We start from the raw sequence: 22,425 nt of genomic DNA, 5'->3' as shown, positions 1-22,425 counted from the left end.
TAGACCTTGGTTAGTAATTGTTTTTTGGTATTTCCATTAACTAAAAAGAGAGGTTTTAAAGTATTGTTATTAAGTGCTTCTTTTATACTTGTTTCGGACAAGTACCACACAAATACCAGACACCTTCGGTAAAAAGGCTTTTTTTACGAGCCTCTGTGGTACTTGACTGGTAAATGTCTCGAACATGGTGTGTCTAAAACTACGCTTTGATATGTTCATTATCACAAGCATAATATAGTACATTATATTTTAAATCTTCGTTTATTTTGTGTCTTGTTGATTTAAAGAAAAGGGATGTTTACGCTTAGTATCCTAACTTTTGTGCCTGACCCTTAATTTGATTTAAGAAATCACTCGGCCTTCTACCTATTAATTTTGTAAATACATTGCTGTAAGATTGCGCACTGCTATAGCCTACTTTAAAAGCGATTTCATTGATGGTTAATACACCTTCACTAAGTAACTCAATGGACTTAATAATCTTGACCATTTGTATATACTTTGCAATGCTAATACCTGTTTCTTTTTTAAACTGTCGTTCTAACGTACGAATGCTCAAGTGAAACATTGTCGCTACTTCTTCAATGTTTATTTTATGTTGATAGTTTTGATGTATATAAGCAGCAATATCTATTAAGTTCTTACTCTTGGGTACAGGAGTTCGCAAGGGTACAGCATTGTCAATAAACGAAGGTAACTCGTGCAATATCGCTTTTAGAAATAGGGACTCACTTTTGTTTTCTTCTTTTAGCATTGACCATTTTTCTGTGTAAAGTATCATTTCCTTAAGTACAGGCGGAATAGCAAATAAATACGATTCATCATAGAAAGGCGGGAGATTATCAATGTCAAAATACAACGTGCGCAGAGATACGTGTTCTGATGAGGTAGTTGTTTTGTGAATAGCGTTTGAAGGTATCCAAGCCACGTGATTTTGTGGTAGTAAGAAGTGATTCTCTTCAATATGTAGATATTGATATCCTTCTTCTACAAATACTAATTGTGCTTTTTTGTGAGAGTGAAATTCATCTGTGTGTTTCCACTGTTTTGCGTGCCACACAAAAACGTCTTTTCCAACTTCATCTACTAATTTATGCCCATCCATACTTGTCGTTTTAGTTATGATATATGGCGAATATAATTAAAAATAACCACTTAATTTTGTGTCATATTTAAAAACTCACAGAATAAAATGAATACAAAAGTAGAAACAAGTCAGGGTGATGTCTCAAAAATGAAGAAGATACTGATGTTTTTAGGTGTAATATTTATAGCATCTAATCTACGTGCCCCACTAACCTCTGTTGGTCCAGTAGTAGCAGAGATAAGTAAAGCTTTATCCTTGTCAAATACTGCGGCAGGATTAATTACTACAATTCCCCTAATGGCATTTGCCTTGTTATCAGGTGTTGTTCCAAAAGTATCTCGTAAATACGGAATGGAATTAGTATTACTTGGTTCCATTATATTGTTGACAATCGGTTTAATCATTAGACCTTTAGGAAGTATTGTCTCTCTATTTCTTGGAGCAGCATTAGTAGGTACGGCAATTACAGTTGGAAACGTATTAATGCCTGCATTTATTAAAAATAACTTTAGCAATAAAGTAGGAACAATGATGGGGGTATACTCTGTAGCTATGAATCTAACAGCGGCATTAGCGGCGGGGTTCAGCATTAGCTTAGGGCGTATCACAAATTTTGGATGGAAAGGATCAATTGGTATTTGGTTGGTTTTATCTTTAGTGACTATAGTAGTGTGGATACCACAATTAAAGAAGAAGCAAGAAGAAACAGTTAAGGGAGATTTTCCTATTGAAGAGAATACGGTAAACTTGTATAAATCAGGATTAGCTTGGGCTGTAACGGTATTTATGGGAGTACAATCGTTATTGTTCTATTGTTTGGCTGCTTGGTTACCTAAAGTAGCTCAAACGTGGGGAATGTCAATAGAAGACTCTGGATGGATATTGTCTTACGTTCAGTTTGCTCAATTGCCAATGACATTTGCTGGTGCTATTATAGCAAGTAAAATGAATAATCAAAAATTGCTTTCACTGATAGTAGGGTTGTTGTTTATTGTTGGAATAGGAGGAATCCTTATATTCAAAACTGAGTACATCGTATTGTGGTGTGTACTTATTGGAGCTGGAAGTGGATTAGCATTTAGTTTATCAATGCTTTTCTTTGTCTTGCGTACTCGTAGTACAGTACAATCGGCTGAATTATCTGGAATGGCACAGGCTTTTGGTTATTTAATAGCAGCTTGTGGTCCTCCGTTATTTGGTGCTTTTTACGACTTCTCAGGAAGTTGGACATCGTCTTTTATTTTCCTTTTAGTTATGTCAGTTACCCTTTTGATCTCTGGTATTATTGCAGGAAAAGATACTTGGGTTAAGTAATCGCTAAGAAAAGAAACGATTGTAAAGCCAAATTAGTCCACTAATTACAATAGACAAAATTATCATACTGCTGATAGGCATAAAGAAAGAGAAGCCAGGGCGTTCAACGTGAATATCTCCTGGTAGTCTGCCAAACCAATTAAAGTTGAATGGTGTAAATTGTACAATTAGTCCGATAATAACTATGACAATTCCGATAAATATAATTGACTTTCCCATAAGGGTAAAAATACAAAAAATAGACTTATCGTTTTGAAAGAACATTTATTTAAGGTTTGTTAAAGCAGGAATGGATGTGTAATTTAAAGTGTATCTTTGAGAAGCTGCACTTTTGCAGAACATAGTATCACATTAAATTGAAACAATATGAAAGTAGAAATATGGTCAGACGTTATGTGTCCCTTCTGTTTTGTTGGAAAAAAACACTTTGAAAGTGCATTAGAACAATTGCCTTTTAAAGATAAGATTCAAGTGGAATGGAAGAGTTACCAATTAGATCCAACATTGCCAGAAGAAGGTGCTAATATGTCTACTAAAGAGTATTTGGTAAACAGAAAAGGTATGCCAATGGAGCAAATTGAAGGAATGTTAGCTCATTTACAACAAGCGGGTTCTGCTGTTGGAATTGATTTCAGACAAGATATTGCTATTCCTGTAAATACTTTTAGAGCGCACCGTTTAAGTCACTTTGCTCAAAAAGCAGGTAAAGGGAACGAGATGGAAGAAGCGTTGTTCTTAGCTCATTTTACAGAAGGTAAAAATGTTGGTGATATTGAAGTATTAGCGACGTTAGCGGAAACAGTTGGATTGAATAAAGCTGAGGTTAAAGCATTTTTGGAAACAGAAGAGCAAACAGCTGAGGTACAAAAAGATATTCAAGAAGCACAAGCTATCGGTGTGTCTGGTGTTCCATTTTTTGTGTTAGACAGAAAATACGGAGTATCTGGAGCGCAACCAGTAGAGGCGTTTGTTGAAGCATTAACGCAAGCTTACCAAGAAAGTAAACCACAATTTGAAATGAAAGGAAATCAAGACGCAGGTGCTTGTGGACCGGAAGGATGTGAGATTTAAGTCGCACAATCAATATATACATCAAGGGCAATGAGATAAGCTAATTATCGCATTGCCCTTTTTTTGTGGACTAAAATAAGAAGGTATAAGCAAGGTAGATGATGCTAATATTACAATGTGCATAGAATTGTTTTTTTCTGTTTTTAGCATACTGTTTTACAATTTATGTATCTCGTTTACGAATGAGGTAGTCGTTGTAGATTCTACGTTTTTATCACGCAAAGCCAATTTGTCATTTGTTGCTTTTAAGGTGTTTATTTACGCTATATTTAGTAAAATTCATTAGGAGTCGAATTATTTGTCCTTATCTTTGAATATTCAGAAAATACAGACCATACAATGGCATTGAAGATACTACATACAGCCGATTGGCACCTTGGAAAACGATTAGATAATTATAGTAGACTTGACGAACAAAAGGAGGTTTTAGAAGAAATTTGTAAAATCGCCGATAAAGAGAAAGTGGATTTAGTTCTACTGGCTGGTGATTTGTTTGACACGTTTAACCCACCGATTGAAGCAGTTGATTTGTTTTATAAAACATTGAAGCGATTGGCTAAGAATGGAGAGCGGCCTGTAATTGCTATTGCAGGAAACCACGATAGTCCTGAACGTATTGATGCGCCAGATCCATTGGCAAGGGAGTGTGGAATTATCTTTGTTGGGTTTCCTAATGCTGAGGTTAAACCATTTGCGATAGAAGATCATTTTAAGGTTTCTAAGTCGGCACCTGGATTTATTGAAATAAGACTGAAAGACTTCAAACAACCTATTCGTATTATACATACGCCTTATGCTAATGAAGTAAGGCTGAGAAAGGCATTGAATGTAGAGGATAAAACGGAGGCATTGAATAGTGTTTTACAGGAGACGTGGCAAGCATTGGCTGATAAGTACTGTAAGACGAAAGGGGTGAATTTATTGATTTCTCATTTGTATATGATGAATAGAAATGGGGAGATGTTAGAGGAACCAGATGGAGAGAAACCATTGAAAATAGGTAATGCAGATTTGATTTATAGTGATATCATTCCAGAGCAAATACAATATACTGCTTTAGGTCACCTTCATAGAGCACATCAAATAGGACCGGATGATCGCCCTGTGGTGTATTCTGGTAGTCCATTGGGCTATAGTTTTAGCGAAGCAGGACAGCGTAAATGCGTTATGATAATTGAGGCAGAGGCAAATAAGCCGGTTACTTACAGACAAATGCCTTTGCAAAAGGGAAGACCTCTTTCGCGAGTGAAGTTTGCAAATATTGAAGAGGCTATCTTTTGGCTATTGTCTAATCCTGAGCCATTGGTTGAGTTAACCTTGGTGAGTGATACTTTCCTAAATGCTGATGATATTAAGAGGTTAAACCAAGCACACGATGGTATTATATCTATCATCCCAATTGTGAATATGGATAAGGAAGCTGGAGATAAGGAAGTGAATCAAGTGAATTTGGAACAAGATATTAAAGGGTTGTTTTCTGATTATTTTAAACAGCGATATAGTGGGCAATTGCCTAATGAAGAGATAATGGATTTGTTTAATGAAATTTTAAATGAAGAATAGATGATACCAATTAAATTAACACTTGAAGGTTTATATTCTTACCAAGAAAAACAAGTAATCGATTTTACACAGTTAATTGAGGCTGGATTGTTTGGAATTTTCGGAAAGGTAGGTTCTGGAAAATCATCTATTTTAGAGGCAATCTCTTTTGGATTATATGGAGAAAGCGAACGATTAAATTCAAGAGATAATCGCGCGTATAATATGATGAACTTAAAGTCTGATCACGCTGTGATAGATTTTGAGTTTTATAATTTCGCAGATGAAAAGTATAGAATTAGACGAGAGTTTAAGCGTAATTCTAAGCGATTTGAAGATGTGAAACGTGGTGATGCTGTATTGTATCAGTGGGAGGGAGATGAATGGATGCCACTATCTCATTTGAATATGGATGAAATAGTAGGATTGAGTTACGATAACTTTAAGCGTACTGTGATTATTCCGCAGGGACAGTTCAGAGAGTTTATTGACTTGAAAGGGGCTGATCGTACGCGTATGATGCAACAGATTTTTGGGTTAGATCGTTTTGATTTGACTTCAAAAGTTAAGGGTATTTACGGAAAAACAAAGGAAAGTTTTGATCAGCTTAAAGGTAGATTACAAGGTTTTGCTAAGGTTACGCAAGAAACAATTGAGGAACAACAAAAGATATTAGTTGATGAACAAGATAAGTTAGAAAAGGCAGCTAATTCTTTTAAAATAGAGAATGAAAGTTACCAACAGTTAAAAGCTGTAAAAGAAGACTTTGAAAGTTTAGTAGTAAAGAAAGAGGAATTGGCGACTTTAAACGAACAGTTGCCCGGTTTTCAACAAAAGAAGAAAGAGCTTGAGCGTTTTGAATTAGTTGAAAAAACCTTTGCTACGGTGTTAGCTGATGCTGAGAATACAGGTATTAAGCTAACTTTTAAGGAAGAAAAGAATGAAAAGCTGACTACTTCTGTTGTTCAAACGCAAGAGATGTTTGCAAAGGTTTCTAAGGAATTAGAAATGGTGCAATTGGATTTTGCTACGTTAGAGCAACAAAAAGCGGAATGCTATGAACTTGGACTAATCAAGGGAATAAAAGAAGCTTCTCTAAAGAATACAGAAAATCAAGAACACTTTGAAAAGGGAATCAAGTTTGTCAATGAGGTTAATCAGCATTTTAGCGAAGCTCAGGTTAACTTACAGCAAAAAGAGAATGAGTTAAATCAAACGAAAGCTAATCGAATTGATAGTAATTTGATTATGGATATTGAAGGGTGGTTTAAGGATTTTGAATTATTGAAAAAGAGTTCGGAGGAAGCAAATCAGAGTATAGGTAAATCTACAGCTGACTTACAGCAGGTACAACAGGATATTCAAAAACTAAAATTAAAGAATATTGATAATTGGCAAGCTGAGATTAGTGGTTATAGAAATACGTTTAATAAAAAGCAGGAGCAAGCAGAGCAAGAGTTAGCGCATTTAAGAGTGTCGCAGCAGTTAACGCAGTATGCAAGTGATTTGCACAATGGACAAGCTTGTCCGTTATGTGGATCATTAGAGCATCCGCACGTTTTGCAAGGCAATGATGTGTCGTTAGCTATTGCAAATGCTGAACGTACTTTAAGCGATATTAAAGATAAACAAACAAGGTTGAATGCATACGAAAGTAAAGCAGTGGCATTGTTTGATAAGTATAATTTCTTTTTAACTCAGTTAGAGGAGTTAAAAGCAAAAGAACAGGCGAACCAACAGGCAGTACAATTGCACCACAGTAAGTTTACTTGGAATATAATTGAAGTTGGTCATAAGGAACAGTTTGTTCAATTAAAAGAGAGCGCTAATGCAATTCAACAACAAGTTGAGGTGTGCGAGAATCAGTATGCTCTTCTTCAGAAAGAGGTTGAAAAGTTAAGACATAAAGCAGACCAAGCTAAAACAAGGTTAGCTGAATTGGAAGTTGAAAAAGCTAAATATGAAAGTGAGATTCAGTCAAAGAGCTCTCAAATTGTTCGTCTAAACTTACAAGCTTATTTAGGGTTAGAAGAAAGTTTAATTGCTCAAGAAGAACAACAACGTCAATTGAGAATTGACAATACGGAAAAGAAACATAGTTCGTTGACGAAAGAGTTTCAAGAGTTATCTCCAAAATTAGCAGCTCTTCAATCAGAACAAAAGGGATTAGTAGAGGAAATTGCTGAGCTAAAAGTAAGCAAAGAAAAGCTTGAGAAAGAATTAGAGGTATTAGTTCATGCAAATGGATTAAATACATTAGATGAGGTAAAAGCTATTTTAGAAACGCAGTTGGATGTTAAGAGTGGTCGTGAGGCTATTCAAGCTTTTGAGGTAAAACTGGAAGTGGTTAAAAACAATGTTGTTGCTTTAGAACAGAAGTTGGAGAAAGTTTCTTTTGATAAAGAGAAATTTGAGAAACAACAAGAGGTTATTGAAAAGCTTGAATTGGAGGTTAAGACATTGACTGAATCAACGGCTAAGCTAAAGGGTGAGGTTGAACGATTGACTAAGGAGTTAGCCGAGAAGAAAGATTTATTAATAGAACACGATAAAGTAGAAAAACGCTTAAAGAATATCAGTGTGCTTGACAATATGTTTAAAGGTGCTGGTTTTGTAAATTACGTTTCAGGTATTTATTTGAAAAACTTATGTGATATGGCTAATCACCGTTTTCATCGTCTGACAAATAATCAGCTGAGTTTGCAATTAAATGAGAGCAATGATTTTGAGATTGTTGATTATTTGAACAACGGGAAAGCAAGGAGTGTGAAAACATTATCAGGAGGACAAAGTTTTCAGGTGTCGCTTTCTTTGGCTTTAGCCTTGGCAGAAAGTGTACAAAGTTTATCGAAATCTAATAAGAACTTCTTCTTTATTGATGAAGGGTTTGGTACACAAGATATAGACTCGGTAAACATCGTATTTGAAACATTGAGTAATTTACATAAGGAGAACCGTATAGTTGGAATTATTTCTCACGTTGAAGAATTGCAAGAGAGAATACCGATGTCACTTACAGTAGTGAAAGATGAAGAAAAGGGAAGTGTGATAGAAGTAAATTAGAAAGAATAAAATTTTAAAAAGTCTGTATCTAATAGATACAGACTTTTTTTTAAGATAGTGGCATACATTAAATGCTAATAAAAAAGCGGTCTATTTTATGAATAGACCGCTTTGCATTTATACTTTTTTTTTAAAGAATTAAATCCTGTTGTATGTGTTGCTAATTGCGTTTTAAAGCTTGTACAATACCCTCTAAATTGTGATTAAAATCCATAAGCTGACTTAATATTTGTCCAACTTGATTGTCTTTGCCTGCGACACCTAATTTATTCTGTTTTGTAAAAATTTCCTTGATTGTTTCCCAACGTTCTTTTTCTTCTAAATTTAGTTTGCCTGTGATTTCCTTTAACTTTAAAAGGTTGGCTTCTGTATCTGAAGTTAATGTTTGTGATTCATTCTCATAATGCGTTAAGATTAACTCATCTATTTCGACTTCATTCATTAAGGGAACAATTTTACTTATCATCTTATTCATATCTCTGTAAGAACCTTGTAATTTAAAGGCTGGCTCTACGCGATAAGCATTATCCATACTCGCACTCAAGATATAATTCTGATTTACTTTAAGAACGATATCTCTTACCATCATCGCTTTTTTAATCACAGCTATAAATTCCTCTAATTCTTGAGCACTAAAATTACCTTCTAAATCTAATGCTTCTTCAGAGCGAGTTTCAATGTGTTGAATTAGTTTATAGAAATCATCTAATGATTTACTGCTTAGACGCTGTAAATAACTGTTTTCAGCAATAGCATTCTCAAGTAAGCTTAGTTTAAATAAACTCTCAGTATTTCCAATTACATCTCCTAAGTTATAGGTGTCTGCACGATTGGCTAACATATCAGGAATTTGAAATTTCTCTCCCGTTTCTGTATATGGGTTACCTGCCATAATGATACAAAAACGCTTTCCTCTTAAATCATATGTTTTACTTTCTCCTTCAAAAATACCATCCATCTTACGCTGCCCATCGGCTAATGAAATGAACTTTTGTAAGAATTCAGAACTACAATGTTGTATGTCATCTAAGTAAAGCATAACGTTGTCAGCCATTTCAAATGACAAGTTTATCTTCTTTAATTCTTCTCTTGCTCCAGATGTTTTAGCTTCTGTTGGGTCTATTGAGGTAATGGAATGTCCAATTGTAGGACCATTTATTTTTACAAAATGTAATCCTAATGCATTGGCTAAATATTCCATTAGTGTTGTTTTCCCATATCCAGGAGGGGATACTAATAATAGCATTCCCATTCTCGCTGTACGCTTGTTATCTCCGTAAACACCAATTTGTTTCGCTAAGTTGTTTCCTATTAAAGGGAAGTAAACTTCGTTAATTAGTTTATTTCTAACAAAAGAGGTTAATACACGTGGTTTTAACTCATTTATTTTTAACGACTTTTTGTACTCACTTAAGATATTGTCTTTTGTACTATTAAAGTCGTTATAAGCAGGAACGGATACTTCTTCAAAAGTGAATAGTTTATCCATAAACTGATGATAATCTAAAGTGTAATTATCTTGTACAATTAGTGGATGGTTTCCTTTTAAATTAGAAATAACCACTTCGTCTTTGGCTTCTAATAGTGTGTAATTATAGGTGCTTTCAAATAACAATAGACACGTTGCTTCTTGTATGTATTTGATAGAATCAGCTGTTTGTGATTGCGTGTCAATAAAGGAATGCAACCAGTTTTGTATTAATAGAAAACGATCTGTCATTGATAGTTTAGCGTCTTTACTATCATCTTCGAAAATCAACAAAGCATTTTGTTGTTGTAAGTACGTTGTAAACTGTTTTTTTAATAGGGTTGCTTGATTACTTTTTGTAAAATACAGTCCTGTTGAAAGCTCTTTAAAAATATAAGTTGCAATTTGTAACTCATTTTTATTTAAGCGCATTGATGACTTCCATTGTTTGTACAGGTCTTGTATTTGTTCTAAAACATACGTGTAGTTTTCACTTTTAGGGAATACTTTAATCACTGCAGTGGCACTATCGATGTTTTTAAGAATGCTTGTTTTTGTATTCTCTGGTAAGCTGTACCAAAAAAGCTGTGCATTTACACGAATTGCTGGGGCATAGGTTAGTATGCCTAATTCCTTATTTAAAGAAAGTAGGTTGTTACAAATTTCTAAGGCGTCAAAATCGTGTACGCCTTTTAGATAACCTTCGGCGTAATTTTGTTCTGTTCTGTGTTTTATTGTCTCTGAAAGAACTAATGTGTTATCTTTTTGGTATTGTTTGTAAACTTGGTATGCTAAGTATTCAGCGCGGTAAACTGCACTGTTTTCAGATACTAAGTCTTGATTCCAAATTTCTTTATAGGTGTATATTTTATCATTTTGAATAGGATAGTAAAAACTTGTACCTGTTAGATGATAAAATAAAATATCATTTCTTCTGACAATGGTAAGGTCTAAAGGTTGCTTGTTAACTAAAAATTTATTGGTTCCCAGCGCAATAATATTCTCTCCATCGGCAAACAAATCTTGTTTATCTCTTAACGTACGCAGTGCGTCTTCTTGACTTGTTTTGATGCTATTCTCAAGGTTTTCAGCTTTTGATACGTCACCTAATTCTTTTAAATCGTGAACTAATTGGCGAACTTTATCAATCATTAAGTCCGTAGAGAAAAAAGCGTGTATATCTTCTTTGGTTTTAAAAGAGGCAGATTTGTTTTCAATATTCTTTAAAATACGAAGACCAATCTGTTCAAGTGAACTTGTACGTCTATTGATTTGCTCAACAAGTTGTGTTTTACGCGTATCAAAAGCTTTGATAACTTCTTCTCGCTTGTCCGCAATTTTTAGAATGAATTCTTCAAAGTCTGCAAACTTACTTTCTAATTCTTCAACTTGTACACTGACTTTAGAATAGTATTCATCACATTTTTCAGGTGTATTTGACAACTCTAAAAAGTTGATAATACTTTGGTCTAATAAAGTTAGTTGTGCGTGAAACTCAGCAATAGATTCATTTGTACGCAAAGAGTCTATCTTGCGTTTAAGCTGTGAACGTACTTCGTTTAAAGAAGCGAAAATAACAGATATCTTCTCAATAATCTTTGTTGCTTGGGTTGTATCCTCAATCTTTAAGCTATTTAAGATGTCTATTAGTAACTCTAATTCTGCTGATATTTTCTTACAATTTTCATCAATAGCATTGGCGTCAATTACTTTGACTACTTCGTTTACCTTTGCTTTTTGGGCAATAACTTTGTCTTCATATGGTACTAAAGCGTGCTCTTGTAGTAAAAAGGCTATTGTTTTTTCTGATAGTGAACTATTGGTTTTAGAAAGAGCCTCTAAATAAGCCTCTAATGTTGGAATATGGGTGTACTTTGTTTGTTTAGCATTGATAACTTCACCTACCAGTTTTCTGTTGTCAGCAAGTAATTGTACTAAACTTTCTAAGGTATTACCTTTAGCATTCTTAACATTAAAGAGTTGTTTATCTACTTTAGTTTTTAATTCTTCTAATTGACTTGAAGCTCTTTTTCGCTGTTCTTGTACTTTCTCAAACTCGTCAATTGCAGTATTAGCAATATTTCTAATTTGTGAAAGAGGAGTAGATAGTTGTTGTGTTTCTAAGTCATTAATCCAAAAATAAGCATCTATAATATCATTAGCTTTTTTAGCTATGTCATTATATAGGCCTTCGTACGAATCTTCTTTGTCAATCAGGTGTATGATTTCTTGGCACTCAGCCATTGCTTTTACAATGTCTTTATTTCCAATTTTATAAAGGTGATTGTCTTTTTGTTCTTTATTTTCCAGTAGGGTAGTGGCATAAGGCGTCTCCCATACTTGAACTACGTGGTGTTTTACGGCTTCGTTTTCTGAACGGAAATAGGTAAGTTTACCATCGTTGAAAAGTGTAAAACCGTTACATATTATAGGTGTCTCTATATGTTGTTTAATGATATTGTAAGACATAAGAACATATATATTGTTCTCCGCTTGGTAGAATATATATAAAAAGTCTTCTCCATTATGTGAAGGTATTGTTCTTACAAATTCAAGATTAGGGACATTGTTTTCAAAAATCTTGTAGTCACCATTCTGAAGATAATAACCATTTGAAAAGATTACACCTTGGTTATCGGGTAATAATATTCCTGTTTCATTTAAAGCAGGAACATTGATTACTTGTTTTGTTCTATTGTTAAATATAAACGCTCTGAAATCTTCTTGGTAAGGCTTTATACGTATAAGTATAAAGTTGTTTAAGTCTGCAAAATAGTAGTCAGCATCATCAAGTTGCTGGTCTATATTTTTCACAGGCTCACTATAGATTCCTTTTCCATCTTGTGTATTGTCTTCTATTTTGAAAGTAATATCTCCACCTACAGCTTCAATAAATACTTTATCTAAAATAGAGACGTGAGGATGTATCCCTAAACGTCTATTGTCTATGGTAGTTTTTTGCCAAGTAAATTCATATTGACTGGCTTTTTTTACTTCGTGAACACTTCTATCGTCTTGATAATAGAGTTTATTGTCTTTAATTAACCACTTAAAAGCTTTTAGGTCGTCAACTTTCGAACTCGTTTGAAATACCATATATAGGTAGTTCTCCGTTTTTTTGAAACGACTAAAGATAGAATCCCTGTAATATTTGTATAAGTTATTGTAGTCGTTGATAAAGTTATCATCGGCTATAAAATCAAGACTTTCAGGTTGAAATTGATTGTTTTCAAAACGATAAATACTAAAAACATCACTCAGTTGTATTTCCTTCTTTAGTCCAAAATGTACGTTATAACCGAAAATACAAATGTTGTCAAAGGCTATAATTCCTCTGGCAATACAATTGTTTTCTGTTGTAATACGTTGGTTGGCGATAAGTTTTAAGTCAACAGAACTAAAGATTTCTTTACGACTATCATTTAAAGTATTAAGTTTTTGGATTAACTCACTTTTCTGGTCTTGAAGTCTTCGCTGTATAATTTCGTATGTATTAGAATCAAGCGATTCGACGATATGTTGGTTTTCTAATTCAGCCATAGTGTAAAAGGACTATGTATATAGTATATACGTAGGTAAATGAAAGGGGTAGAGGATAATATAGTATATCACTCCTTGTAAGCAAGGAGTGATATACAGTAAATTAAGAAAGTTTATTGTTTCCTATACCTAATGTTTGTACTGCACCAGCAATACTGTTTAATAAACCACTATTTTCATCTGTTGCATTTTGTTGCATCTTTAGAACTAAAGTGGCAATGCTTAGGTTTTTTAAATCCTCAGAAGTAATATTAAACTGTTTAGCGTAGTATTTGATGTTTTCATATAGTTCTCCTTGATTTACAGAAGTACCATCTCCTAAAAGAGCACGCTTAATGTCTTGCGCATTTGAACTCTTACCAATTAGGTTATCAAATCCTTTAGCACGACTTACTTGGTTTACTATGTTTTCGAAGAACATTGTTTCTCCTCCTACAATATCAATGTTTGCAGATTGAAGGGCAGAGGATAAAACTTCTGCTTGTGACATAGCAATGTCTTTTTGGATATGTAAATGTGCAAGTTCTACTTCTTTTTCTTTCTGTAGTTTTAACTTGAATTCTTCGTGTTCTTTACCTACGCCATCCATTTGCTTCATAGCGTCTGCTTTCTCTTTCAGACCTTCTGCATCTGCATAAGCTTTTTCTTTAATAACTTCTGCTTCGGCTAAACCTTCTTTGCGCTTAGCTTCTGCTTTAGCTTCAATTCCAGCTGCTTCTGCCGTTGCCATACGTTGTACTTTAGCTGCTTCTACAATACTTTGTTGTTCTACAGCCTCTGCTTTTGCTTTGATTACTTCTGCTTCAGCAAGTCCAAGTGTAGCATCTTCTCTTGCTTGGGCTTCTGCTAATATTTTACGTGCTTCTGCTTGTTTGATAGAAGCTTCTTTTTGTGCTTCTGCTTCAATCAACATTTGTTGAGATATTTGCTCTTGCGCAAATTTCTTAGCTTCTGCTTCCTTGATTGTTTTGATTAAGTTTTCTTCTGCAATTTTACTCGCTTGTGTAATTCCAACTTGTTTTTGTCTTTCTACTTCGCGTAATGCTTCAACATCTTTGATGTTTTGTTGCTCTTCAACAACTCCTTTTTCTAAAGAAACACGTTCGCGAATAACATCTTGAATAGATTTTCTTTCTTCTTCAACAGCTTTCTCTTTGTTGATTTGTGCTAAAGAAACAATTCTCTCTCTTTCAGTTTGCTCTAATGCTCTGTCTTTTTCTACACGCTCTGTTTCAATTGCATCAGTTCTTTCTTTGTTTTTAGCTGCAATAATTACTTGGCGTAATTTGTTTTCTTCAAGTACAGCTAAACTTTCTTCTGTAGCAATGCGTACACTTTCAGATTTTAAGCGTTCTTCTTCACGTACTTTTTGTATTTCTGCTTCTTCACGGGCACGTACGTTATCAACTTCTCTACGTTGTTTTTCTTCTTTTTCTGCTAATTGTCTTTCCAATTCAAGAATAGCTTCTCTTGCTTCAACGTCTTGTTTTTTAATAACTTTCTGTTCATCTCTACGGATAAGGTTAGCGTTGATGTTTTGTTGTGCTGTTAATTCAGTGATTTTCTTAATACCTTCTGAGTCTAAGATATTTTGTGGATCTAAGAAGGAGATATTTGTTTGTTCTAAATAATCAATCGCACAGTCATCTAAGATATAGCCATTAAGATCAGTACCAATAATATTGATAATTTCATCTCTGAACTCTCTTCTCGCTTCATATAATTCGATGAATTCAAATTTCTTACCTACTGTTTTTAATGCTTCTGAGAATTTTGCTTCAAAGATGTTTCTTAATGTTTCAACATCACTTGCTCTTTCACAACCTAATGTTTGTGCTACATTAACTACGTCATCAATTGATTTGTTTACTCGGATAAAGAATGCAACTTTAATATCGGCGCGAATATTATCTTTACATATTAATCCTTCTTGTTGCATACGGTCTATCTGTAGTTTTTTTACAGAGATATCCATAATTTCCATTTTATGGAATACTGGTACTACATAAATACCTTTATTAAATGCAATCTTTGTTCCACCAACTCCTGTTCTTACAATCGCTTTTCCTTGAGGAATTTTCTTGTAAAAAGAAGCAAGTATTGCAAAAAATAGTAAGATAAGTAGGAATAGCGCTCCAATTATTAAGGCTATTAAAGTTCCTAATCCGAATTCAAAATCCATAGTTCAATTTTTATTTAATGGTTATAGTTATGTGTTTATTTTCTTTGCGATATAAACATTCTTGTCTGTTGATTTATTAATGATTAAAACCTTGTCTCCAAAAGAGAGAGGTTGGCCATCTTTACTTGTAACGAGTAGTTTAACGGGGTCGTTTTCTATTAGAATTTCAACATTCCCCTTTTTTACTGCGGATATGCTGGAAATCATTTTACCTTCCTTTCCTATAAAATCAATAGCTTCTTCACCGTGATACCCCGTGTTGTAAAGAAATCGTGCAATAGGGGTAGTAGCATAGTGTGTAACGAATATTGCGATAAAAGAAAGTGGTATTAGTATTACAACGGATTTCATTCCTAAGTTAGAAACAGTTGGTATTGTTGTAGCAAGAAGAGTCCCTGCCCACGTAAAGAATTTAAGTAATGTAAGTACTATCATAAATGGTACTTTACCGACATTTATATAATGAAGAAACTTTATGAATACACTTGGATCGCTATGAACGGTTGTATCAATATTGTTGTCGGTTATCGTATCAACGTTATTATTGGTAAGATCAAAATCTGTGTCTACATCTGCATCAACACCAATGTCAGCATTAATATCTACATCTAAATCAAGGTCAATATCGGTATTGTCTATTCCACCACCTAAAAAAGAGATAATCCAATAAATAATCGAGATTATCATTAACACTGTCATAATAGCGTTAGGTAAAGGATTGAATAAATGATAAATTAATTCGTTCATTTGAAATAATTAAATAATATTTAAACACTTTTAAGATAAATTATCATCAAAAGTATCATTTCAAATATAATAAAATAATTTTTATAAATAATAATGTGAATGATTAAAAAAAATTTTGTTAATAAAAATATTTTGTTGTTATTTGTAATAATCTGTTAAAGCTTAATGCAATTAAAAAAAAGGTATTGATCATAGTGTCAATACCTTTTTTTATTTTAAAGTGATAGCCAATTAGCTTAATCCTTCTATAAGACCATTAACTAAGTCAATTTTAGTTGCTTGTGGAACTTTAGGTAGTCCTGGCATACGCATGATATCTCCAGCAATAGCAACAATAAATTCAGCTCCTCTATTTATAACTATATCGTTTATAAGAATCTCAAAATCTTTTGCTACTCCAAAAGCTTTAGCATCGGCAGAGAAAGAAAATTGTGTTTTAGCAATACATACTGGATATTTATCCATTTCTGTTGATTTTAAAAGTGCTAATTTTCTTTTAGCAACTGCTGAAAATTCTACGTGAGTTGCTCCATATATCTTTTTAGCTACTTGTTCTACTTTGTAGGCAATAGTGTCTTCGTCTTTATATGGGAATGTTAGCTCTTTACTCGGTGCAGTTTCGATTGCATTTACAACAGTTTGTGCTAATTCTTTTGCTCCTTCTCCTCCTTCAACAAATGCATTGTTTAAGGCAAAACCAATAGCATTGTCTTTACAATATTGTTGTACAATAGCAATTTCTTCTGCATCGTCTGAAGCGTACTTATTAAAGGCTACAACTATATTTTGTCCGAATGAACGGATGTTCTCAATGTGTTTAGCTAAGTTTTCTAATCCTTTAGTAATTCCAACTGTATTTTTAGTTTTAATCTCTTCAATAGGAATTCCTCCGTGCATTTTTAAGCCTTGTGCTGTAGCTACTATAATTGTTAGCTTTGGTTGTAGCCCTGATTTTCTACATTTAATATCAAAAAATTTCTCTGCTCCTAAGTCTGCACCAAAGCCAGCTTCTGTTATTACGTAGTCTCCAAAACTCATAGCCATTTTAGTTGCAATTACAGAGTTACATCCGTGCGCAATATTAGCAAATGGTCCTCCGTGAATAAAAGCTGCAGTGTTTTCTGTTGTTTGAACTAAGTTAGGGTTTAAAGCGTCTTTTAATAGGACTGTTATTGCTCCAGCTACACCAAGGTCTTTGACAGTAAACATACTGCCATCATAGCGATATCCTAATAAGATGTTTTCAATTCTTCTGCGTAAATCATCTATATCACTTGCTAAACATAGTATAGCCATAATTTCTGACGCAGGGGTAATGTCAAAACCTGTTTCTTGTGGAACTCCATTCGCACTTCCTCTAAGTCCTGATACTAAATAGCGTAAGCTACGATCGTTTACATCTAATACTCGTTTCCAAAGTATTTCTTTTATACCATTTTCAGAAGCTCTGTTTTGATAAATGTAATTGTCAAATAATGCACTAATAGTATTATGTGCTGATGTGATAGCGTGAAAATCTCCTGTAAAGTGAAGATTGATGTTTTCCATTGGTAATACTTGAGCGTAACCACCTCCAGCTGCTCCACCTTTCATTCCAAAGCATGGGCCTAATGATGGTTCGCGTAATGCTACTATGGCATTCTTACCAATTTTATTTAATCCTAATGCTAAACCAATTGAAACAGTCGTTTTACCTATTCCTGCTTTGGTAGGGGTAATTGAAGTAACAAGGATTAAATTAGATTGTTTAATTTTCTCGGCATTAATTTCTTCAAGTGAAACTTTTGCCATGTGCTTTCCGTATGGAATTAATGCTTCTTGATCTACACCAATTTTATTGGCAATGTCTTGTACTTTTTCAAGCTTACACTCGCGTGCAATTTCAATATCTGTTTTCATTTTAATAATTGTGTGTTGTTAAGTAGTAAAGATAAAGCATTTGTTTGTATAGTGTCGTTGCCAATGTTTTTTCTGATGTAATTATAAGGTTTGAAGTATTGTAATATATAAAGATGTGATATTAGTAGCTTCTAAATGAAAATACTTTATATAATGAGTCGTTTTATTATTTTTTGTATATAAATATTTAAGTTTATATTTACACCTTTAATATTTATTAGATTATAAAGTATGAAGACTGAAGCGCAACTGAAAGAAAGAAGTGGTAACAAGTGTGAATTATGTGAGGCTACTGGGCATTTAAATGTTTATGAAGTACCACCTGCTGCTGCAAATGATGCAGATAGAGAGATTTATATTTGTGATACTTGTTTGGCTCAAATTGATAAAAAGCAAGAATTAGATTCTAATCATTGGCAGTGTTTAACAACTTCAATGTGGAGTGAATTTCCTGCAGTACAAGTTGTTGCTTGGCGTATGCTTAACCGTTTTAGAAATGAAAGCTGGGCTGCGGATAGTTTAGATATGATGTATTTAGATGATGAGTTACTTGAATTTGCTAAATTAAGTGGAGATCACACAGGTGATGGTTCTGTAGAATTACATAAAGACTGTAACGGAAATATTTTAGTAGGAGGGGATACCGTAACATTAATTAAAGACCTTGATGTAAAAGGATCTACTATTAATGCTAAAATTGGTACGGCTGTAAGAAATATTAGATTAGTTCACGATAATGTAGAACAAATTGAAGGAAAGGTAGATGGACAAACAATTGTAATCCTAACTAAGTTTGTTAAGAAACAAGCATAGTTGAACGAGTATAAAAATAGGCTTTACGTTAATTCGTAAGGCCTATTTCATTTTTAACCAAATTGGAAGACTAAATTCTTTTAAAAGGTGAGCAAGCTTAATGCTTTTATAATTTTCTTTTGTTACCCATTTTATCTCTTCAATTTCTGCACTTGCTTGAATCGATGAGTTATTTATTCTGACATGAAAAATTGTAGCGTTAACAATTGTATTAGCTTCATTGACAGCTATTGTTTGATGCGTACCTAATAATGTAATTTGATCGTTTGTAATGTTTAATTGTAATTCTTCTTGAATTTCCCTTTTTAAGGTTTCAATTGGTGTCTCTCCTAATTCGATTTTTCCTCCTGCCATCATATAGAAGGTTGATCCCTTTTTTCTAACTGTTAACATTTCATTTTTGTCATTTGTTAAAAGGGCTGAAGCTAAATATATAGTATGTGATGTGGACATATTATGAAGTGTTGTATTTCTTTATTTAAGTGGGCAAATATAATTATTTGAATGTAAATAGTTAAAAACACTTAGATTTATAAGTAAGGATGTGAATAGTGAGTGTCTTTTATTTTTAATATAATTGTTATTTAAATAAGAATTTTTGAAAGTTTTGTTTTAAAATATTACTTTTATGCTCTGAAAAAGAAATACTATTTGTTATATAAAAAACAATAATAATGTTTAAAATATTATTTTTTGTAAAAAAAAATATTTTATCTTTATTGAATATAAGTAATAAGGTTATTTAAGGTAGATTTTATTACTTTAATTTATTTTTTAATTAAAAAAACTGTAAGCCTGGTAAAAAGGCAAAAATGAACAACACAATGGTAAAACAAGAATTTACTGCGTTATTTAAGGGGTATAAAATACCTAATGAATTAAAAAGCTTAATGGAATTTCAGTTATTAGACACTATTCCATCATATTATTCGAATGCACTTTATTTAATTGATGAAGATCCAGGCATTATAGAATCTTTTTCAGAGGATGTGGAATTTGTAAATTCTTTTATTCCTTTTGCAGAAGCTAATAGTACAGGAAGTATTTTTGCTTTTTGGGTAAAAAATGAAAACTTAGAAGAGTGTCCAATTGTTATTTTTGGAGATGAAGGAGGCGTTTTTATTGCGGCTAAGAATTTGAAAGAGCTTTTGCAAGTTGCAGCTTATGATGTAGAGCCAGTAATTTATGACGAGGAGTTTTATTTTTCTGATAAAGAGGAATTGATAGAGGAAGGAGAATATAGCAATGCAGAGTTTAATAAAGAGTATTTAGATTGGTTGAGAAACGACGCTAAGTTAAAACCTATTTTAACTATTGAAGATGTGGATGCAATCGTTAATGATGCTCAGAGTTTATTACAAGGAGATTTAGATGATTTCCTTAAGAAATACGCCAATTAATTATTTTAATGATAAACATACAAAAGAGAACTATTATAGTTCTCTTTTTTTGTGTTTAATTATCTGAAGTTAAGGTACTTGCTTTAATAATTATTTATTGTTTTATTTTTTGTAAAAATACTCTATATTGCGTTAAAATATTAAAGTATGGATTTAAATAGTTTTGAAACAACAGAAGTTATTTTAGAAAAGCCAAATAATTATATGGCTTTGTCAATAGTTTCTACCATTTTGAGTGTGTGTTCAATTTGGTGTTTAGGATTGATTTTAGGTATTATTGCAATTGTAATGTCAAGTCAATCTACAAGTAAATTTAATAATGGTGATTATAATGGTGCTGTTAAATCCGCGAAGACAGCTAAAATATTGTCAATTATTGCTTTAGTTTTAACCGCTGCAGGTATTACTGCTTATTATTTCTTTTTTCAAGAAGTTGGTGGTATAGAAGGTTTTCAAGAATTGATGCAACAAGCGATAGAGGAAGCCGAAAATCAATAAGATATGAGAAAATGGTGTGTTAGAATTTTGTTTTTCTTAATACCGATCTTATTAGTTTTTTACTATTATAATTTTTTTGGAAGTGAAGGAAGTACTGGTGTTGTTTGTATATTTAATAAACAAACAGGTTGGTTGTGTCCAGGATGTGGCGGACAACGTGCTCTACATTCTTTATTACACGGAAACTTTAGTGAAGCATTTCTGTTAAATCCTCTTATTTATATTTTACTTCCTTTGTTAGGATTTCTTTATGTTGCTTTGATAGAGGTATATGTATTAGGTAATAAAAAGTTTTTAGAGAAATATGCTATTCCTAATTGGTTTGCATATGCATTAATTATTCTTTTGGTGTTTTTTTTCGTTTTACGAAATGTAGATAAGATATTTTAAAAAAGAATTCTCTTTGTTTTAAGAGAGCTCTTTTTTTACAACAAGTAATAAGGGGACAAGTATTTTTAATGCAACAGGTATTTATTTAATGAAGATTGATGCTGCAGGGGAGAAGGTGAGGTTTAAATTAGCTAAGAAATAAGCGATATTATATAATATAAAAACAAAAAAGCCACTTAACACTTGCGTTAAGTGGCTTTTTTGTTTGGCGTTAGTACAGGACCTCTTGCTTGGTTTTGTGATGGTAAGTAGTACAAATAGCTAATAGTATGGTGAGTATTAGTAGTGAAAAAGGTTTTTACGAAGTTCTAATAAGAGCTCTTTTACAAGATTTACACTCTGAATAGCTTGTAAATACTGGGATTCAGACTATTTTATAATAGTTTGGCGTTGTGCTTAGTCGTAGATAGCTCGTAGATAAGCCGTAGATGGTTCGCGAAAAAGGCCTTTAGGCGAGGTATCTCCGACTCATCTCTGGTGTATCTCCGAACAATCTTCATTTAAGATAATGTAATTATTGTGAAAATCAGTATGTTATATTAAATATAGAAAAAAGTGGGACAGCGTTTATAGTGCATATGATGTCATTTGATAGCAAATGATGTCAAAGTAACCGCTTTACAACACGTATAGAAGTGATATAACTAATTTTGTACTATATATAAGGAGAGCAATAAGAATGCATATATATAATGAGGAATAACTTTAATAAAGAAGTCCAGGCCTATTTGAACCGATAAAAACAAAAAGTAAAAAAACTTTCAGAGGTAAGAAGCAACATAACAATAGGTTATAAAAAACCTTTCAAAAAAGGAGTTGTAAAGTTTGGAAATAGCGAAAAAGATGCTACTTTTGCATCCGCATTACAGCAGACGATCATACACAAATAGTGAAGGAGTAAAGATAAAAAAGTAACGTTATTTCGCTTTGAAAAAAATAAGAAATTAAATTTGGATAAGTAAAAAATAAGGTTGTATCTTTGCAGTCCGCTTCAGTAAATACGGTGGTTTAGCGACAAAAACAAATTAAAATTTATTTTAAAAAAGTTTTGCTAAATCAAAAAAGTTATTTACTTTTGCACTCGCTTTGAAACACAAGTGAGATTAAAACTAAGAAGACACGTTCATAGACATATTGGATTGACAGCAAAAATTAAGAGAGTAAGGCAAATGTTTACATTTGAATTAACTTGCTAATTAACGAAATTAAAAATATACGATGAAGAGTTTGATCCTGGCTCAGGATGAACGCTAGCGGCAGGCCTAACACATGCAAGTCGAGGGGTATATTGAGCTTGCTTAATAGAGACCGGCGCACGGGTGAGTAACGCGTATGCAACCTACCTTCTACAGGGGAATAGCCCGAAGAAATTCGGATTAATGCTCCATGGTTTAATTGGATGGCATCATTT

At 33.0% G+C, this 22,425-nt stretch carries 15 protein-coding genes and 1 rRNA gene; 9 read left to right on the top strand and 7 right to left on the bottom strand.

The genetic code is table 11. The features are described 5' to 3' along the window. Positions 1-304: 304 nt before the first annotated feature. The gene (locus tag AABL81_RS12470) at positions 305-1,105 is read right to left on the bottom strand and encodes an AraC family transcriptional regulator (protein ID WP_341341201.1); all 801 of its coding nucleotides are present in this window, start codon (positions 1,103-1,105) and stop codon (positions 305-307) included. A gap of 87 nt (positions 1,106-1,192) precedes the next feature. On the opposite strand from AABL81_RS12470, the gene AABL81_RS12465 reads away from it, so the two are divergent. After that, on the top strand, positions 1,193-2,401 hold the full coding sequence (locus tag AABL81_RS12465) for a CynX/NimT family MFS transporter (RefSeq protein WP_090410341.1): 1,209 nt from the start codon (positions 1,193-1,195) through the stop codon (positions 2,399-2,401). 3 nt (positions 2,402-2,404) lie between these two features. On the opposite strand, the gene AABL81_RS12460 is transcribed toward AABL81_RS12465, so the two are convergent. Further along, a complete protein-coding gene (locus AABL81_RS12460) occupies positions 2,405-2,620 on the bottom strand; it encodes a DUF2905 domain-containing protein (RefSeq protein ID WP_090410340.1) in 216 nt (71 codons plus the stop codon). Between the two features lie 147 nt (positions 2,621-2,767). Here AABL81_RS12460 and AABL81_RS12455 point away from each other — a divergent pair, with 147 nt between their 5' ends. The 3 genes from AABL81_RS12455 (at position 2,768) to AABL81_RS12445 (ending at position 8,077) form a co-directional block, all read left to right on the top strand. Then, entirely contained in the window at positions 2,768-3,472 is a 705-nt protein-coding gene (locus tag AABL81_RS12455; RefSeq protein ID WP_158209257.1) for a DsbA family oxidoreductase, read from the top strand. A gap of 339 nt (positions 3,473-3,811) precedes the next feature. Next, positions 3,812-5,035 (top strand): metallophosphoesterase family protein, encoded by a 1,224-nt coding sequence (locus AABL81_RS12450; protein ID WP_341341200.1) that lies wholly within the window; start codon positions 3,812-3,814, stop codon positions 5,033-5,035. Continuing rightward, positions 5,036-8,077 (top strand): SMC family ATPase, encoded by a 3,042-nt coding sequence (locus AABL81_RS12445; RefSeq protein ID WP_341341199.1) that lies wholly within the window; start codon positions 5,036-5,038, stop codon positions 8,075-8,077. It begins immediately after the preceding gene. 160 nt (positions 8,078-8,237) lie between these two features. On the opposite strand, the gene AABL81_RS12440 is transcribed toward AABL81_RS12445, so the two are convergent. From AABL81_RS12440 to AABL81_RS12425, 4 genes are all read right to left on the bottom strand, one after another. Beyond that, the gene (locus AABL81_RS12440) at positions 8,238-13,085 is read right to left on the bottom strand and encodes a DNA repair ATPase (RefSeq protein WP_341341198.1); all 4,848 of its coding nucleotides are present in this window, start codon (positions 13,083-13,085) and stop codon (positions 8,238-8,240) included. Positions 13,086-13,188: 103 nt separating this feature from the next. Further along, positions 13,189-15,267, bottom strand: coding sequence for a flotillin family protein (locus tag AABL81_RS12435; RefSeq protein ID WP_341341197.1), 2,079 nt, complete (start codon positions 15,265-15,267; stop codon positions 13,189-13,191). Between the two features lie 27 nt (positions 15,268-15,294). Further along, entirely contained in the window at positions 15,295-16,014 is a 720-nt protein-coding gene (locus AABL81_RS12430) for a hypothetical protein (RefSeq protein WP_341341196.1), read from the bottom strand. Between the two features lie 231 nt (positions 16,015-16,245). Further along, positions 16,246-17,913 carry a formate--tetrahydrofolate ligase gene (locus AABL81_RS12425; protein ID WP_341341195.1) on the bottom strand — a complete coding sequence of 556 codons (1,668 nt, stop codon included), beginning with the start codon at positions 17,911-17,913 and terminating at the stop codon, positions 16,246-16,248. Between the two features lie 231 nt (positions 17,914-18,144). On the opposite strand from AABL81_RS12425, the gene AABL81_RS12420 reads away from it, so the two are divergent. After that, positions 18,145-18,726 (top strand): PhnA domain-containing protein, encoded by a 582-nt coding sequence (locus tag AABL81_RS12420; protein ID WP_090410332.1) that lies wholly within the window; start codon positions 18,145-18,147, stop codon positions 18,724-18,726. Between the two features lie 42 nt (positions 18,727-18,768). Here AABL81_RS12420 and AABL81_RS12415 read toward each other — a convergent pair whose 3' ends face one another. Beyond that, positions 18,769-19,179: an NUDIX hydrolase gene (locus AABL81_RS12415; RefSeq protein ID WP_158209249.1), complete on the bottom strand. Its 411-nt coding sequence runs from the start codon at positions 19,177-19,179 to the stop codon at positions 18,769-18,771. A gap of 359 nt (positions 19,180-19,538) precedes the next feature. On the opposite strand from AABL81_RS12415, the gene AABL81_RS12410 reads away from it, so the two are divergent. The 4 genes from AABL81_RS12410 to AABL81_RS12395 form a co-directional block, all read left to right on the top strand. Beyond that, entirely contained in the window at positions 19,539-20,126 is a 588-nt protein-coding gene (locus AABL81_RS12410; RefSeq protein ID WP_233269293.1) for a cell wall assembly protein, read from the top strand. A gap of 147 nt (positions 20,127-20,273) precedes the next feature. Further along, complete coding sequence (locus AABL81_RS12405) at positions 20,274-20,624, top strand: CD225/dispanin family protein (protein WP_158209248.1); 351 nt, start codon at positions 20,274-20,276, stop codon at positions 20,622-20,624. A gap of 3 nt (positions 20,625-20,627) precedes the next feature. Beyond that, positions 20,628-21,014: a DUF2752 domain-containing protein gene (locus AABL81_RS12400; RefSeq protein WP_341341194.1), complete on the top strand. Its 387-nt coding sequence runs from the start codon at positions 20,628-20,630 to the stop codon at positions 21,012-21,014. Positions 21,015-22,229: 1,215 nt separating this feature from the next. After that, positions 22,230-22,425: ribosomal RNA gene (locus AABL81_RS12395) — 16S ribosomal RNA — on the top strand; the annotation flags it as partial.

The organism is Myroides sp. C1519 (assembly GCF_038039755.1).
Lineage (GTDB): Bacteria > Bacteroidota > Bacteroidia > Flavobacteriales > Flavobacteriaceae > Flavobacterium > Flavobacterium phaeum_A.
This window is presented reverse-complemented; position numbering and strand designations above follow the sequence as displayed.

Excerpts from the sequence above, each read along its gene's own strand:
- AABL81_RS12470 (WP_341341201.1), bottom strand. The coding sequence starts at position 1,105 with ATGGATGGGCATAAATTAGTAGATGAAGTTGGAAAAGACGTTTTTGTG.
- AABL81_RS12465 (WP_090410341.1), top strand. The coding sequence starts at position 1,193 with ATGAATACAAAAGTAGAAACAAGTCAGGGTGATGTCTCAAAAATGAAG.
- AABL81_RS12460 (WP_090410340.1), bottom strand. The coding sequence starts at position 2,620 with ATGGGAAAGTCAATTATATTTATCGGAATTGTCATAGTTATTATCGGA.
- AABL81_RS12455 (WP_158209257.1), top strand. The coding sequence starts at position 2,768 with ATGAAAGTAGAAATATGGTCAGACGTTATGTGTCCCTTCTGTTTTGTT.
- AABL81_RS12450 (WP_341341200.1), top strand. The coding sequence starts at position 3,812 with ATGGCATTGAAGATACTACATACAGCCGATTGGCACCTTGGAAAACGA.
- AABL81_RS12445 (WP_341341199.1), top strand. The coding sequence starts at position 5,036 with ATGATACCAATTAAATTAACACTTGAAGGTTTATATTCTTACCAAGAA.
- AABL81_RS12440 (WP_341341198.1), bottom strand. The coding sequence starts at position 13,085 with ATGGCTGAATTAGAAAACCAACATATCGTCGAATCGCTTGATTCTAAT.
- AABL81_RS12435 (WP_341341197.1), bottom strand. The coding sequence starts at position 15,267 with ATGGATTTTGAATTCGGATTAGGAACTTTAATAGCCTTAATAATTGGA.
- AABL81_RS12430 (WP_341341196.1), bottom strand. The coding sequence starts at position 16,014 with ATGAACGAATTAATTTATCATTTATTCAATCCTTTACCTAACGCTATT.
- AABL81_RS12425 (WP_341341195.1), bottom strand. The coding sequence starts at position 17,913 with ATGAAAACAGATATTGAAATTGCACGCGAGTGTAAGCTTGAAAAAGTA.
- AABL81_RS12420 (WP_090410332.1), top strand. The coding sequence starts at position 18,145 with ATGAAGACTGAAGCGCAACTGAAAGAAAGAAGTGGTAACAAGTGTGAA.
- AABL81_RS12415 (WP_158209249.1), bottom strand. The coding sequence starts at position 19,179 with ATGTCCACATCACATACTATATATTTAGCTTCAGCCCTTTTAACAAAT.
- AABL81_RS12410 (WP_233269293.1), top strand. The coding sequence starts at position 19,539 with ATGAACAACACAATGGTAAAACAAGAATTTACTGCGTTATTTAAGGGG.
- AABL81_RS12405 (WP_158209248.1), top strand. The coding sequence starts at position 20,274 with ATGGATTTAAATAGTTTTGAAACAACAGAAGTTATTTTAGAAAAGCCA.
- AABL81_RS12400 (WP_341341194.1), top strand. The coding sequence starts at position 20,628 with ATGAGAAAATGGTGTGTTAGAATTTTGTTTTTCTTAATACCGATCTTA.